The 14,475-nt window shown below is 44.9% G+C and carries 11 protein-coding genes and 1 pseudogene; 3 read left to right on the top strand and 9 right to left on the bottom strand.

Annotated features, from left to right (window positions below; all coding sequences use genetic code 11):
• The 9 genes from J6U00_RS00415 to glf all read right to left on the bottom strand — a co-directional run.
• Nucleotides 1–552 (bottom strand): helix-turn-helix domain-containing protein (locus J6U00_RS00415; protein ID WP_296577484.1); only part of this gene is annotated, 552 nt, incomplete at its 3' end.
• A 196-nt stretch (nucleotides 553–748) separates the two neighbouring features.
• Nucleotides 749–1,555: a hypothetical protein gene (locus J6U00_RS00410; protein WP_296577482.1), complete on the bottom strand. Its 807-nt coding sequence runs from the start codon at nucleotides 1,553–1,555 to the stop codon at nucleotides 749–751.
• A 15-nt stretch (nucleotides 1,556–1,570) separates the two neighbouring features.
• The gene (locus J6U00_RS00405; protein ID WP_296577479.1) at nucleotides 1,571–3,328 is read right to left on the bottom strand and encodes an AAA family ATPase; all 1,758 of its coding nucleotides are present in this window, start codon (nucleotides 3,326–3,328) and stop codon (nucleotides 1,571–1,573) included.
• Between the two features lie 248 nt (nucleotides 3,329–3,576).
• Nucleotides 3,577–4,581: a glycosyltransferase family 2 protein gene (locus J6U00_RS00400; protein ID WP_296577476.1), complete on the bottom strand. Its 1,005-nt coding sequence runs from the start codon at nucleotides 4,579–4,581 to the stop codon at nucleotides 3,577–3,579.
• Nucleotides 4,582–5,748 carry a glycosyltransferase family 4 protein gene (locus J6U00_RS00395; RefSeq protein WP_296577474.1) on the bottom strand — a complete coding sequence of 389 codons (1,167 nt, stop codon included), beginning with the start codon at nucleotides 5,746–5,748 and terminating at the stop codon, nucleotides 4,582–4,584.
• Between the two features lie 20 nt (nucleotides 5,749–5,768).
• Nucleotides 5,769–7,769, bottom strand: a complete 2,001-nt coding sequence (locus J6U00_RS00390; protein ID WP_296577472.1) for a hypothetical protein — start codon at nucleotides 7,767–7,769, stop codon at nucleotides 5,769–5,771.
• A gap of 15 nt (nucleotides 7,770–7,784) precedes the next feature.
• Nucleotides 7,785–8,939 (bottom strand): hypothetical protein, encoded by a 1,155-nt coding sequence (locus J6U00_RS00385; protein ID WP_296577470.1) that lies wholly within the window; start codon nucleotides 8,937–8,939, stop codon nucleotides 7,785–7,787.
• Nucleotides 8,936–9,688, bottom strand: coding sequence for a DUF4422 domain-containing protein (locus J6U00_RS00380; protein ID WP_296577468.1), 753 nt, complete (start codon nucleotides 9,686–9,688; stop codon nucleotides 8,936–8,938). Before J6U00_RS00380 ends, J6U00_RS00385 begins: the two co-directional genes overlap by 4 nt.
• Complete coding sequence (glf, locus tag J6U00_RS00375; RefSeq protein WP_296577466.1) at nucleotides 9,688–10,800, bottom strand: UDP-galactopyranose mutase; 1,113 nt, start codon at nucleotides 10,798–10,800, stop codon at nucleotides 9,688–9,690. Before glf ends, J6U00_RS00380 begins: the two co-directional genes overlap by 1 nt.
• 478 nt (nucleotides 10,801–11,278) lie before the next feature.
• Here glf and J6U00_RS00370 point away from each other — a divergent pair, with 478 nt between their 5' ends.
• The 3 genes and pseudogenes from J6U00_RS00370 to J6U00_RS00360 all read left to right on the top strand — a co-directional run.
• Nucleotides 11,279–11,773 (top strand): sigma-70 family RNA polymerase sigma factor, encoded by a 495-nt coding sequence (locus tag J6U00_RS00370; protein ID WP_296577464.1) that lies wholly within the window; start codon nucleotides 11,279–11,281, stop codon nucleotides 11,771–11,773.
• The gene (locus tag J6U00_RS00365) at nucleotides 11,763–12,674 is read left to right on the top strand and encodes a zf-HC2 domain-containing protein (protein WP_296577461.1); all 912 of its coding nucleotides are present in this window, start codon (nucleotides 11,763–11,765) and stop codon (nucleotides 12,672–12,674) included. The genes J6U00_RS00370 and J6U00_RS00365 overlap by 11 nt, the downstream gene beginning before the upstream one ends.
• Nucleotides 12,675–12,925: 251 nt before the next feature.
• Nucleotides 12,926–14,475 (top strand): annotated as a pseudogene (locus J6U00_RS00360) (glycosyl transferase); the annotation flags it as partial.

Raw genomic sequence — 14,475 nt, 5'->3', positions numbered from 1 at the left:
GCAGTACCACACAAACCTACCAGTACGGTATATCGGCATGGTAAACTGCACATTCCACTCGGGATACTGCTTGAACATCATAATTCTGCTGTCGCTCTGATACGCCACGAATGATATATAATGATCTTTTGTCATGGAATGAACGGAGGAAATATACAGCTCGCCGCCGATATCCTCGATGTTGAGCTTCTCGCTCTCCTCAGCCTTCCTCGGCTCAAGAGCCTGTAGCTTGCTTCCGCAGCAACTCACTATTGTTTCGGATGTCGCTGTGATTATATTTCCACACTCCCTACATACATAAAATTTCAGTTTTTTCATATTGCCCTCATCTCTTTCATTTTTGTCGATCTCGCCTGTGAGTAGAACCTGTATATCCATGTCAAAAACCTCTGCCAACGCTGACAGCAGAGACACGTCCGGACACCCGTTCCCTGTCTCCCATTTTGAAACTGCCTTATCGCTTACGCATATACGTCTGGCAAGCTCTTTCTGGGTGAGCCCAAGTTCTGTTCTGAAACGCTTTATCAGCTTCCCTGTTTTGACTTGATCCATAATATCACCTCGGTAAATATTCCTGTACAGTTCCCTGCAGTTTTTATTATAACCCAAGCACCGTTATTCGTCAATCCACGCTCTGTAGAATCCTGACCTTTCCAATTTAGGATACGGACTGTAGTTTTTGCACGTACCCAAAAAAGACCGCAGTATCAGCTGCGGTCTTACTGTTAAACTGTCAGTCATTATCTCACTATGAACCCATTCTGTAAAACTGAGCACAGGAGATATACTTTCCCGAAAAAGCAGTACCCTCGTTTCTGTCAAAAAGCATTCTGCATATATTGAGAGTAGTGCTGTATTTCTTTGTATTCCGAGTGTTTATGCACTTGCCGAATTCTGCGGTGATATCATAAGGCACTGCAACCTCATCGAGGAACGACAGCGCCTCCATAAGAAGGTGCGAGCTGTGGGAATTAGCAGTGAGCTTGATAAGCATCGCGGCAGCAGCCTTTATGATACGGTTCTCCGCACGGTCGGGAGTAAAAACATCGTGGCGCACATAGACACGTTCCCTGTGAACAAGATTTCTGCGAATATTTTCCGCAAAAAGAATAGTTCCGTGTACTGAAGTCATATTCTCCTCACGGCTCGCATAAGCCGAGAGTACGCCGCTTTTTATGATCTTCATCGTCTCGCTGGCAAAAACGGATATAAAGTACTCCATGAAATTTCTGTCAGGGTCGAAGCCTGACATACTGAACTCAAATCCGCACCGCCTGCAAAACTCCTCGCAGAGTTCCTTTCTTCCTTCCGCAGCGCCACCATCTGCACTCGGCAGTATCTCAATGAGAGTTCCGTCAGAGAAACAGGCAAATCCACAGTAAGTACCAGCCGTGAAGTATTTCAGCCCGTTGTACCTGCTGACGGTCACAGCTTCCCTGCCCTCGGCTGCACAGACCTCCGTAAACTCTCCAAGCATTTTTGAAAGTTCCTTGTTACGGGGAGAAAACTCTGCAATCCGCTCATTGACCGATACGCAAATATGTCTGGTATCCATTATATTCTCCGTTCATCAGGAAATATCGTGATATATGTTTATGAAGTGCTCCCTACTCCAGTTACTTGGCGTTCCGAGACGATACAGCTTCTGCCCTGAATCGAAATGTCTGATATACTTAGGAGTAATGCACTCTATGAATGTATTGTCGTCGTTAAGTATCAGCCTTATCCTTTCGTAGTCGTCGAAGAAATACTCCTGCAAAAGAGGTATTATCTTTGAAGAGAAGACCTCTCTCAGCTCCTCAAGACTTTTGATACAGCCGCTGCTGTTCATGAAGTATGCATGACCTATAGCGTGCTCGCGATCGTAGTAATATTCTACACGTTCATTCAGCGCAGTGAGAAGCTCGCACAGATCGACCCCATCGCATTTCCCGAGAAGGGACGGTTGAGGCATCATCTCTATGAAATCGAATCTTCTTCTCAGCGCTGTATCGAGCATGGCTATAGAGCGGTCTGCAGTATTCATCGTTCCAAGAATATATAAGTTAGAGGGAACGAAAAAGTCCGTCTGCGAATATGGCAAAATAACTGACGTTCCACGCTTTGACTCCTCTATGAGCGTGATGAGTTCTCCGAATATCCTCGAGATATTTCCGCGGTTGATCTCGTCTATGATAGCAACAAAGTTGAGGTTTGGGCTCTTTGCAGCCTTCTCACAGAGCGCCTTAAAAACGCCATTATATGGACGGTAGACAACTGTTGTTTCAGCGTGTGCGACATTTGTATCTTTGCCATATTTATCAACAACAACAGGACGTATACCCTCAACAAATTCTTCGTAGCTCAGCGACTGGTGAAAAGTCGTGAACTTGATCTGACCTGTAGAGGCATACTTGTCGTACCTTGCCTTTATTGAAGAGTAGGGTATGCCAGAGGTGATCTTCTCACCTTCAATAAGCTCAACGGCATACTTCACAACGTTATATGTCTTACCAGTTCCGGGAGGTCCGTAAAGTATCAGATTCAGGGATTTTTTTGAATCTCGGGGCTGAAGCTCTGATACAGTCTCCTCCGACGGAGCGGACTGATTCTGAGCATTGAGCAACTCCCATGACATGATGTCAAAGTTCCTGAGATTCTTGAATTTGAAGTTGGCATTGCGAAAATCCAGTATCCTGCGGCAGTTATTGATATACTGCGTTATATCCTCCGGGTCCTTGAGCTCTAATCCGAGCTCCCTGAAAACCATTGAATCGGTAACGTTTTCACCGAGGATCGGGAAGGTAAACGGCTTCAGGCAATGAAGTATCCTTGACAGAGCAAATACGGGCATTCCTGCATCTTTTATCTGCGAATGGATCATTTTCTGCGCAGTTTCTAGGAGCTTACTGTCACTTTCAAGCCCTAAAAGGTTAATGCACATCTTGAAGAAGAACTGTATTGCTTCTGGCATTTCAGCAATAAGTGTATCCTTGAAAGTTACCTGGGCCGTAAGGAATTCCATTTCCCACTTTTCGACGATATGACCGAACAGCATTTTCGCTCCCCGGCTCCATATCTTGTCGAGGCTGGCGTCGAGTGTCAGCTTGTCATTGTGCAACAGATGGCTGTTCTGTATCAGCATCTTCCGGTCGCTTTTATCATTTTTCCATATTCCGAGGGACAGGTAGTACAGCAAGTCAAGGTCTCTGTAATTGATGAGCATAGTTTTTTTCAGCCTTGAATAACATTCTATAGCTTCGCGCACTGAGGAATATGTACCGTCAAACTCATCTGGGAGGATCTCATTTTTATGTTTAAGTTCGTCAATAATTATCTTTTTATCCATATTTATGACAACCTTTCAATAATATCCTACGATAATTGTACCATGCTCACAAACTAATGTCAACACTATTTTAAATTTTTACACATCATTCACAAAGAAAGGTTATATTTATTGCTGAATTAATTATTTTAGCAGAAAGGAGTGGCAGATGAAATTTCGCAAAATACTACCCTTTTTTGCTTCGTATACAGTGAAAAGCATGAAAAGAAAACAGGACGCAGTCCCATGCCTACATCCTGTAACCTTTATCATTGCTTCCAGCGTTCAGAAGCTTTGAATAAACGCTCCTTGTACGGAAAAACCATCCTCTTATATAAGGGATATACTGCCAAGCCATGAAGCTTTATCCAAAGCTTCACGGAATGACAATACCCCAGCTTTCTGATATTAGACTTTATTTTTTTTAATGTTGGTTCAGCTTTTTTCTTATCAGCCGATGTCAGCGTAGAATAAATATTTATAAGCTCTCTTGTCTTCTCATTAATGTAGTATATCAGTATCTTTCTTTCAATACTTTCTTTCGTATATTCGTTGCACATTCTAAAGAACTTCATGATACACACACTTAACCCTTCAAAATTCTTTAATGAATTTTTTCCGGACATTATTGAACCTGCTCTGAGCCTTCTGACATACAAAGCTTTTTTCAAATGAGCGATCTTTGCTGCTTTTAAAAATACCGTCAGAGTATATAACTCATCTTCGTGCACTATCCCTTTGCAGAAACTCAACCTAGCTCTCTCTATAAATTCTCTTTTCAGGAAAAGCAGAACTACACATGAATAATACTCTTTATGCCTCAGTTGAGAAACAAGCATCTTACTGCCTTTGCCACTCTTATAATGCCCCGAACGAATATATTTCTCGAAATAATCAGGATACTCAAAATCCTCAAAAACTGTTTCGGCATCAAAGCATACAAGATCTGCATTTTCACGCTCAATACGCTCTACAAGCAGCTCTATCGTATTCGGTCTGATGCTGTCATCGCTGTCAAGAAAATATATGTATTCGCCTGACGAAGCAGCAAATCCCACATTTCTTGTATCAGACGGTCCGCTATTCTCCTTGCTTATAAAGATGACACGACTGTCTTTCTCTACATATTCCTCACATATTGCTCCGCAGTTGTCAGGCGAACCATCATCTACAAGGATTATTTCCAGATTGCGATAGGTTTGATTAATTACACTGTCAACACATTCCCTAAGATACTTTTCAGCGTTGTATACTGGTATAATGACTGATACCATTTATTTCCTCCTTAGCTCTTCGGTACAAAGCTTATATATCCTGTTTGCACAGACTTCTATATCAAATTCTTTCAGTGCTCTTTCCCGTCCATTTTCAGCCATTTTTTCTCGCTTCTCACGATTGTGGTAAAGATCTACGATACAGCGTGCAAGAGCTTTGAAATCGTCCCGTTCAAAGAGCAGACCGTTCACGCCGTCAGAGATGAGCTCTGGATTCGCTCCGGAATTACTTGCGATAACACATAGGCCGGCTGTCATATACTCTATGGTCACAAGCCCGAAACCCTCAGAGCGTGATGCCATAAGACCAATATCATAATTGCACAGAATATCTCCTACCCCGTCCTTTATTCCAAGGAATCTTACCTGCTCCTTTAGTCCGTATCTGTCGATCAACCTGTCAAGGTAATCTCGGTAATATGGATATTCCCAGCCTATAATATCAAGGTACACGTTTTTGCGCATCTCCTTAGGAAGCGCTCTGAGTGCCTTAATACATATATGCTGACCTTTAGCAGGCAGAATACCGCCGACTATAACTACCCGCAGAGGTCTATCTTCTTTATTTCTTGACATGCGCGGAAGAACAGCTTCCGTATCTATACCGTCATATATCCTGACTATTTTTCTGCTGTTCAAACCTTTGGCGGCCCAGCTTTCTTTAACTGCATCAGAAACCGCAACAAAGCATCTGGAGCTTCTGTTCAGAAAAGAATAATAGTCCCGTCTTAAAAACATACATCCGTAATCTTCCACACCAAACTCTCTCAGATGAATGATGTGAGGTTTACCGTATTTTTTCGCTAAAAGGCAGCCTAGATCACTTCGTGCCGAATTGGTGTATATGATATCTATCGATGAAAGATCAACTGCTCGCTCGACCTTTTTTACTGCTGATGAAAGGTTATAGCTACTCCGCATAGCTGAAAAGACAAGCTTTTTCACTACAGCTTTTAAGGCACTCCGCGGACGATTTATCATTGCAGGGATATGTCCGGTATCTACAGCTTTTATACCACAGTCTTCAAGACGTGCTTTCAGCTCTGGAGTACCGCTGACGCACACTGTTATATTGCAGCCTTTGGCTTTTAGCTGCTTAGTAAGCATTATCAGCGCATTAGTCGCACCGCCCAAAGGCGTCGGATCGGTAATAAAAAGAATATTCATGGTTATTCCTCACTTTGATATCATATTTTTTCCGAAGGAAAAAATATCTTCAATATTCTCCACAGTGTCTCGTAGGACATATCCAGTTTCAGCAGATACTTAAAAAAGCCTATCTTCCACGCAGAAGCATAAAAATCACGTTTCAACTGCCGCGGATGCAACATATAACCCCAAAGGCCGCGTTCGGGCTTGGCAAGGAAAGAGGATTCTCCTCCGTTGAAAAACCTGAAATTATAGAAATGCTCAAGTATGCTTCTGGAAGGTCTCATCATGCAGTACCGCATCAGAAAGAAAGCATCTTTACTGCTTGGCTCGATGTCAGCAAACCTACTCTGCTTTATCTGACGGATAAAATCAAGTGCTCCCTCCTGTATCTCACGAACGCAGCTTATCTCATCGACTTCACCGCCATCAGAAAGGTATTCGTATTCATACCTTTCAGCAATAACCTTATCTCCGTCTTTAACATATTTTTTTACAGAGCCATTCTGTTCGAGGAAAAACGCCTCAAACAGTCCCACGAAAGACTGCTCCTCATAGACAGTTTCTCTACAGTTGTAATTATCCCATATATATCCCTTTGCTTTCAAAGAGATACCGTCAATATTATCTGCAGTTCTTTCATCAAGGCAAAGATAGTATCCTGTTATATCCGGACTCATTTCATAAGCACACAGTGCCTTGATAAGCTCTTTTTGGATATTTGCACCGTAGCCTATATCCACAATGGCTGTTTTCCTGTTGAGATCAAATCCGCTGATATATTCAAGCATGGTCTGTTTTTCAGCAGAGGCATTGTTTATGATATCCTTACTTACAAGTCCGTAGAGCTTTCTTACTCTCGACTCCTGCTTTACCAGTTTGCTCCAGAAGACTTCATTTATATCTATTCCTGTTTCCCTGAGCTGAGGTAGAAAATCATCAGCTTTGAGCCCCCAGTTGTCAAACATCTGACGAACTGATATCCTACTCGGCAGAAGCATAAGACTGAGAGCTTTTTCGTATGTCTGAGGCTTTGAAAAGGACGAAGCCGTCCTTATGCTCCGACGCGACATTTCCATATAGCGGGACGGTATCTCGGAGGAATACCCCATAAGGTCGTATGCCTGCTTCAGGATATGACCGTCTCTTGCAAGGAATACCGCCTGCTCGGTGCCGCCGGCTCTGAGCTCCTCCATAAGCCATTTTGTAAAGCCCCAGAGGAGTATCCCAAAGTTTTCGTAACCGAATCTGTAATAGAAATCACGAAATCTTTTTGTAGAATTGGTTGACGTATTTATCAAACGGTAGATATCCGAAAAGCCCTCGCTCTTCCTGCTCTGCTTTTCGGGAATATCCCCGAGATACATATTCTCGGTACCTGTCCTTGTTTTTAAAGCGCGGATGCCTAGCCTTCCTGCGCATATATAATCAGACATAACATCGTTTCCGATATGTATCAGCTCATCTGCCCGTAAACCAAGATCTTTCAGTACAAACCGATACAGTCCGCCATTATGCTTAGAAACTCCGGCCTCACAGGAAACATAGAGTTTTTCATAGCCTTTTATACCACATTTTTCCAGTATCCTGCACATCATTTTGGCAGGCAGGTACATATCACTGACAAGCACTACTTTTTTATTCCTAAGGCATTTTCTGTAAAAGCCCATAAGCGCTGGATTAGGACGGCAGACAGACAACTCTTCCGAAAGTTCCTGCATACAATACTTCTCTGTCTCACTTTCGGAGATACCCTCAAAGCACTGGTATATCTCCCTGATATCGACCTCTCCACCGTTCTTTTTCTGCCTTGCTCTATGCTCTGCTTCTATACGCTTTCTGCTGAAATCAGGAAATCCAAGCTTCTTTTCCATAAGTCCGAAAACATCTGTCGGCTTGGCAACGTCCCTTACGACCAGCGTGTCAAAAATGTCAAAGGAAATATATTTTGCCGACTCAGGCAGCTTTGCAAAACACGGAACACGGCTTCCTGTCTTTTCATCAAGAAAAGACTTTACAGCCTTCTTAGCCTTCCCCATTTCAGTTCACCTCCGTTATTTTCTAAGCAGCCTGTATATCTGATAATATGGCAGCGGCAGTCTGAATGCCGACCTCATAAAGCCAGTCTTCCACGAACTGTCCGAGAGCGCGTGCAGAAACTCCTTCGGCGTGTACCGGAAGAGCGGCTTCTGCGCTGTAAAATACACCTTTGTTCCGTCTGTGATATAAAAGAATGAAAACAGCTCCGTATCCCTGACTGTAGGCTTCATTCCGAAGCGTATCAGCGGTTCTGTCAGCTGTCTGTCTGAGTCTGCAAGACCGGTTTCGCAGGCTTTTTTCACAAATCTCAGCGCACCGTACTGCCAGCTTTTCACAGCCTTTTGTATCCACTGGTCACCCTCGTATTCGTAGGGCATGAGCACCGGCACTATCCTGCCGTCCTCCGCCCCTGCGTAGCCGGACGCTGAGCCCTCAAAGCTTTGCAGTAGCTTTTCGTAGCCGCCGAAAAAGCACAGAAGTCTTTTGCGGTTGCGCATATCCGAGCTGTCGAAAAGATATCCGTTTACAGTAGTACCGAGCTTCTTCACCGGATCTATGCCTATATAGAACCCCTCGAACTGTACGCCGAGCCCATGGGTTAAAGCGAACTGCTCCAGATAGTACTGCATATTCCCGTGCCAGCCAATATCCACTATCGCAAATCGTCCCCGCATACCGAGCTGCTCGGTATACTCTGTGAGCAGCCTGTCCTGCTCCAGCGAACGGCTGATTATAGTATCCCTGTTTTCCTCGTATATGCGCCTTGCCGCAGCATTGCTCATTATACTGTCAAAGGCGATGCAGTCACCAAGCTCAAAGCCGCCGCGGGCAGCTATATCCGAGCTCTCAGCCTTGTCAAAGCCATAATACTCAAGGAGCTTACCAAAGCTGATATACCTTTCCCATGAAAGATATTTCAGTGAATCTTCAAAATCTGTGCAGCTGTGCAGCAGGGGCGCCCTAAGGCTTTTCCGTGAAAAATACGCATACTCCGCCTGTATGCCCGTATCGTTTATGAGCTCGAAAGCCTTTTTCATCATATATCCGTCACGGGAAAAGAAAAAGACCTTGTCATAGCCCTTTTTCACCAGCTCGTTTTTCAGCCACCTCACGAAGCCGTAAAGGAAAGGACCGAAGCGGCTGTATCCGAATTTATAATACTTCTTCATTTTTTCAGCTTCCTTTTCAGGAAATTCCAGCCCTTGACAAGCCAGTTCTGCTTCTCCATGAAAACATAAGGCATATCACAGTATTTCACCTTATTCGTCATCAGCCATACATCTATCAGACGCTCTGCAACGAAGCCGAAAACACGTGCGTCATTCCTGCTGTAGGAGCTTATGTCAAGACGATTTTCCAGCTCAAATAGCACACTGAATATCCATTCACACCAGCGTTCGAAGTACTCCCTCTTCATAATGAACATATTGAACCTGTGCCCCACTGTCAGCTTCATCGCACTGTCAAAGGCAGGAATATACTCCGGATACATTTCCTCAATTATCTCACGCGCTGTATCGAGATCGACAGCATGGTGAGCATGAGCGTAATGGGAATAGGTAGATTCTATCAGGTAGTTCCGAGGCTTCGGCAGTAGAACGTCGTGCTGCGAAAGCTTTTTTTCAAGCTCTTTTTTAGTAATTATCCTTGCCCACTTGTCACGACAGCGGCTTCCGGCAGTGAAATGACGGCGGTAGTGAGCAAGCCCCACATAATCCGCCTTAAGGTTCTTCCACGCCCAGTACATACCGGTCAGCTCGCAGTAATTCGGGTTTTTTGAGCTTATATTCTCACCATCGTTATCAGGCTGGAAGCCAATACTCTCCTTACCCTCCGCGCCAACGTGTACCGGCAGGTACATCTCATCCTCCGGCATACGGTAGGGCTTGTGTGCGGCAACTATTATTTTTATATCCATCAGCTCAGCTCCCTGTCCGCGCATTCAAGCGCTGCGCTTATCACCTTGTCCATATCGTAGTATTTATACTCTCCGAGCCTTCCTCCGAAGATGACATTCTTCTCTTTTTCCGAAAGCTGCCTGTACCTTTCGTACAGAGCTCCGTTCCTCTCGTCGTTTATGGGATAAAATGGCTCATCGCCCTCATCAAACTCCTTACTGTACTCCCTTGAGATAACCGTTTTCGGTAGTTCCTTCCCGTTCTCGTCTTTTCCGAACTCGAACCATTTATGCTCGATTATACGTGTATAAGGCGTTTCCCTGTCAGTATAGTTAACAACGGCATTGCCCTGATAGTTAGGGATATCCAGCAGTTCCGTCTCAAACCTGACGGTACGATATTCCAGCTTACCAAGCGAAAAGCCGAAGTAAGCGTCTATGGCTCCTGTGTATATTATCTTTTCCGCCAGCCTGTCAAGCTCCGCTTTTTCCGCCAGATAATCCGTACTAAGGCGTACCTCTATACCACTAAGCATAGCCTCCACCATTTTTGTGTAGCCACCTGTGGGTATGCCCTGATAAAGAGCGTTGAAGTAGTTATTATCGAAGGTCAGCCTTACAGGCAGTCTCTTTATTATAAACGCAGGGAGTTCCCTGCAGTCTCTTCCCCACTGCTTTTCGGTATAGCCCTTTACCAGCTTTTCGTAAACGTCCCTGCCAACGAGGCTTATTGCCTGCTCCTCAAGGTTTTCCGGTTCCGCGGTTATCTCTCCGCGCTGCTCCGCGATTTTCTTTTCTGCCTCCTCCGGAGTAACTACTCCCCACATCTTATTGAAGGTATACATATTGAACGGCAAAGAATAAAGCTCGCCCTTATAGTTAGCAACAGGGCTGTTGGTATATCTGTTGAAATCGGCGAAGCGGTTCACATACTCCCACACCTTCCTGTCGTTGGTATGGAAGATATGAGCGCCGTACTTATGCACGTTTATTCCCTCTGTCCTCTCAGTATAGACATTGCCGCCTGTATGTTGACGTTTCTCGACAACGAGCACCCTTTTTCCAGCGTCGGTCAGTTCTCTTGCGCAGACTGCTCCGAAAAGCCCTGCGCCCACGATAAGATAATCATACATTTTTCTCACCTGCCATACCGATCAGCGCTCTGAGGAGCGTCAGGAGGATCGGACAATTTATGCGCAGAACCCGTTTTTTCAATAGGAAATGCGTTATATACTTAATTATACCAATAAAGAGGGATTTAATCAATATACTTTTTTGACAAAATTGCACAAATTGCTTTACTGCATTTGTACAATGATTTGTAATTTTAACACCATTATTTAAATAAATTGCATATACAAACAGTCTCCTCAGAGCTTTACAGTCCCTCTTTTTTCTGTTATAATTTTTATAGTTTTGCAGTAGCCCGAAAAAATTTTTTTCGACAGCTGTAATATTTTACTAAAAAAAGGTACTAATATACAGACTGACCGGTCAGCACAGAATAAGGGAATATAACTTTTTGTCGGTCGAAGGGAGGCGGACGTTTGCGTAATCGCCCCCTACCGCACAAAATTTTATTTCTCCATAATAAAAACGGAGGTGAAGCCTGTGGATGTATTTGAAGAGATATTCCGGAAGTACCAGCCGGACGTAAGCCGCTTTCTGCTGCGTCTGACTGCTTACGACGCACCGACAGCCGAGGAGCTTACTCAGGAAACATTCTATCAGGCATTTCTCTCTCTCAGCAGATTCCGCGGCGAATGTGCCATGCGGACGTGGCTGTTCCGGATCGCAAAGAATACATACTCGAAATATGTGCGCAGGGAGATAAGACAAAGGAATACCCTACAGGCTCCAGCTGTTTCTCCCTCACCTACGGAAGCGGCAGAAGACCGCGAAATGCTCAAATGTATACGCTCCCTGATAGAAGAGCTGGAGGAGCCTGCAAGATCAGTAATGCAGTACCGGCTCTACTCTGAGATAAGCTACGCCGAGATATCGCAGCTTTTAGAGATACGTCCGGGGACCGCGGCAGTCATATTCAACCGCACGCTTGCAAAGCTGCGGAAAACACTGAAAGAGAGGTATGGCTATGAAATATGAACACGATGTCATAAGAGACCTCATGCCGCTGTGCATTGACGGCATCGCCTCCGAAAAAAGCAAGGAAGCAGTTTCGGAGCATATAGCAGAATGCTCCGACTGTGCAAAGGAGTGGGACATGATGCAAAAGAAAGTTGATATTGATAAAGAACTTGAGATCACTGCTGAAACAGAGCAGTACAAAAAAACGGCAAAGCGCCTGAGAAAGCACTCACGCTGGATACTTCTCAGAGTGGTACTCTGCACTATCGCAGCCCTGTTTGCGATACTCATAATAGGAAACTATATTGACGGAGCACGCTTTACTCTTCGCGGTCTCGGAAGGCTCTGCGTAAAGGAGATACACTCAGACCTTTACGCAACGAAAGAAGAGATGCGGAATGCGCCTAAGGCAGAATACACCTATCTCGGCGATGTAAAAAGCAGCGACGGAAAATACGCTGTAGGCTTTATGATCATAGAGCAGCCAGACCTCGGGTATAGGATATTCTATTCCTTCGATGCAGACCGTCACGACCTGCCTCGTATTGGTATGTGGGTAGGAAGCGGCTATTCCACCGACCCCTGCCCCTTTGAGGCAGGCGCTCCCATAGCCTCAGAAGGACACAGCTTTTCCGTTAATGACAACGGAATTTTCGGTGCTTCCGGAATCTATGCCATTGACAAACGTATCAGGAGCATAGAATACACCGTAAACGGAGAACCAAGGACTTTGGAACTGGACGGTAATGGCTTCGGAGCTGTCGCATACAACAGCGAAGCAGATATACCCAGTAAAAACGACTGGAATTACGGAAAGGCTTTTGACGCCGACGGCAAACTGCTTTACGAGAAACGTCCCGTTGCAGTAACAGAAAATGGCAACGAAAGTACAACACATAAGTGGGTCGCTGTCGACTGACAGCATACAGCCTGTGCTTGATGCGCAGGCTGTATTTTTATTCACTCCCGTCATTGCCGGTGTTCCACAGGGCTCTTGAGGAACTTTTATGACAAATGGCTGAATTTCAAACAAAATGCACAAAAAAAGACTTGAAAAAAATACATAGCAATTTTTGCATAATCTATTGTATTATATATAAAAATATGGTATAATAATGTAAATGCGATTTTTTAAACCGCTTTTGTCACCAAAAATAAAGGAGTAGAATTATGAAGTTCGGATTTTTTGACGACTCTAAAAAGGAATATGTTATCAATTCCCCAAAGACTCCCTATCCGTGGATAAACTACCTCGGAAATCAGGGATTTTTCTCACTTATCTCTAATACAGCAGGCGGATACTGCTTCTATAAGGACGCACGCCTCAGACGCATCACTCGTTACCGCTACAACAACGTGCCTATAGATATGGGCGGACGTTATTTCTATATCAACGACAATGGTACCATCTGGAACCCCGGCTGGTCGCCTGTAAAGACAGAGCTCGATTCTTACGAGTGCCGTCACGGTATGGGCTACACAGTCATCACAGGAAAGAAGAACGGTCTCAAGGCTGAGGTAACATTCTTCGTTCCCCAGAACTACGACGGAGAGGTACAGCAGGTAGTTCTCACAAACGAGAGCAAGGAAGCTAAGAGCTTCTCTATCTTCTCTATCGCTGAATGGTGTCTATGGGACGCTCAGGACGACTGCACCAACTTCCAGAGAAACTTCTCCACAGGTCGTGTTGAGATCGAAGGCTCAACTATCTATCACGTAACAGAGTACAGAGACAGACGTAATCACTACGCCTTCTATACAGTAAACGATGATATCGACGGCTACGATACAGACCGCGATTCATTCCTCGGAAGCATTTACAACGGCTGGGACAATCCTGCAACAGTCAAGGCAGATAAGCCCTCCAACTCCTTTGCAGACGGCTGGTCGCCTGTAGCTTCACACTACAAGAAAGTAACCCTCGCCCCCGGCGAGTCAAAGACACTTATCTATATCCTCGGTTACGCAGAGAATCCTCAGGACAAGAAGTTTGCTGACAAGAAGCCTGCAAACCTCCTTACAAGAGAGACATGGGTACTCAACAAGGAGAAGGCTTATGCAATGATTGAGAAGTACAACACACCTGAGAAAGTTGCAGCAGGTCTTGCAGAGCTCCGCAGCACATGGGAAGATCTCCTTTCTATATTCAATGTAAATACACCTGATGACAAGGTAAACCGCATGGTAAATATCTGGAATCAGTACCAGTGCATGGTAACTTTCAACCTTTCACGTTCCGCTTCATACTTTGAGAGTGGTATCGGCAGAGGTATGGGCTTCCGTGACTCCAATCAGGATATCCTCGGCTTCGTACACCAGATACCGGAGCGTGCAAGAGAGAGACTTATCGACATTGCCTCCACACAGCTTTCAGACGGTGGCTGCTACCACCAGTACCAGCCTCTTACAAAGAAGGGCAACGCTGATATCGGCGGTGACTTCTCAGACGATCCGCTGTGGATGATACTTTCCGTTGCAGCATATATCAAGGAGACAGGCGACTGGGGCATACTTGATGCAAACGTTCCCTTCGACGATGACCCGAACGGCAAGCACACAATGCTGGATCACCTCAATGTTTCCTTCTATCATATAGTAAACAATCTCGGACCTCACGGTCTCCCGCTTGCTATGAGAGCTGACTGGAACGACTGTATCAACCTTTCATGCTTCTCCGACACACCAGGTGAGTCCTTCCAGACATATACCAATCCTAAGTT

The organism is Ruminococcus sp. (genome assembly GCF_017650195.1).
In the GTDB taxonomy this organism is placed as follows: domain Bacteria; phylum Bacillota; class Clostridia; order Oscillospirales; family Ruminococcaceae; genus Ruminococcus.
This window is presented reverse-complemented; position numbering and strand designations above follow the sequence as displayed.

Coding starts and splice junctions, on each gene's coding strand:
- J6U00_RS00390 (WP_296577472.1), bottom strand. CDS start 7,769: ATGGGGAAGGCTAAGAAGGCTGTAAAGTCTTTTCTTGATGAAAAGACA.
- J6U00_RS00400 (WP_296577476.1), bottom strand. CDS start 4,581: ATGGTATCAGTCATTATACCAGTATACAACGCTGAAAAGTATCTTAGG.
- J6U00_RS00405 (WP_296577479.1), bottom strand. CDS start 3,328: ATGGATAAAAAGATAATTATTGACGAACTTAAACATAAAAATGAGATC.
- J6U00_RS00385 (WP_296577470.1), bottom strand. CDS start 8,939: ATGAAGAAGTATTATAAATTCGGATACAGCCGCTTCGGTCCTTTCCTT.
- J6U00_RS00395 (WP_296577474.1), bottom strand. CDS start 5,748: ATGAATATTCTTTTTATTACCGATCCGACGCCTTTGGGCGGTGCGACT.
- J6U00_RS00365 (WP_296577461.1), top strand. CDS start 11,763: ATGAAATATGAACACGATGTCATAAGAGACCTCATGCCGCTGTGCATT.
- J6U00_RS00380 (WP_296577468.1), bottom strand. CDS start 9,688: ATGGATATAAAAATAATAGTTGCCGCACACAAGCCCTACCGTATGCCG.
- J6U00_RS00410 (WP_296577482.1), bottom strand. CDS start 1,555: ATGGATACCAGACATATTTGCGTATCGGTCAATGAGCGGATTGCAGAG.
- glf (WP_296577466.1), bottom strand. CDS start 10,800: ATGTATGATTATCTTATCGTGGGCGCAGGGCTTTTCGGAGCAGTCTGC.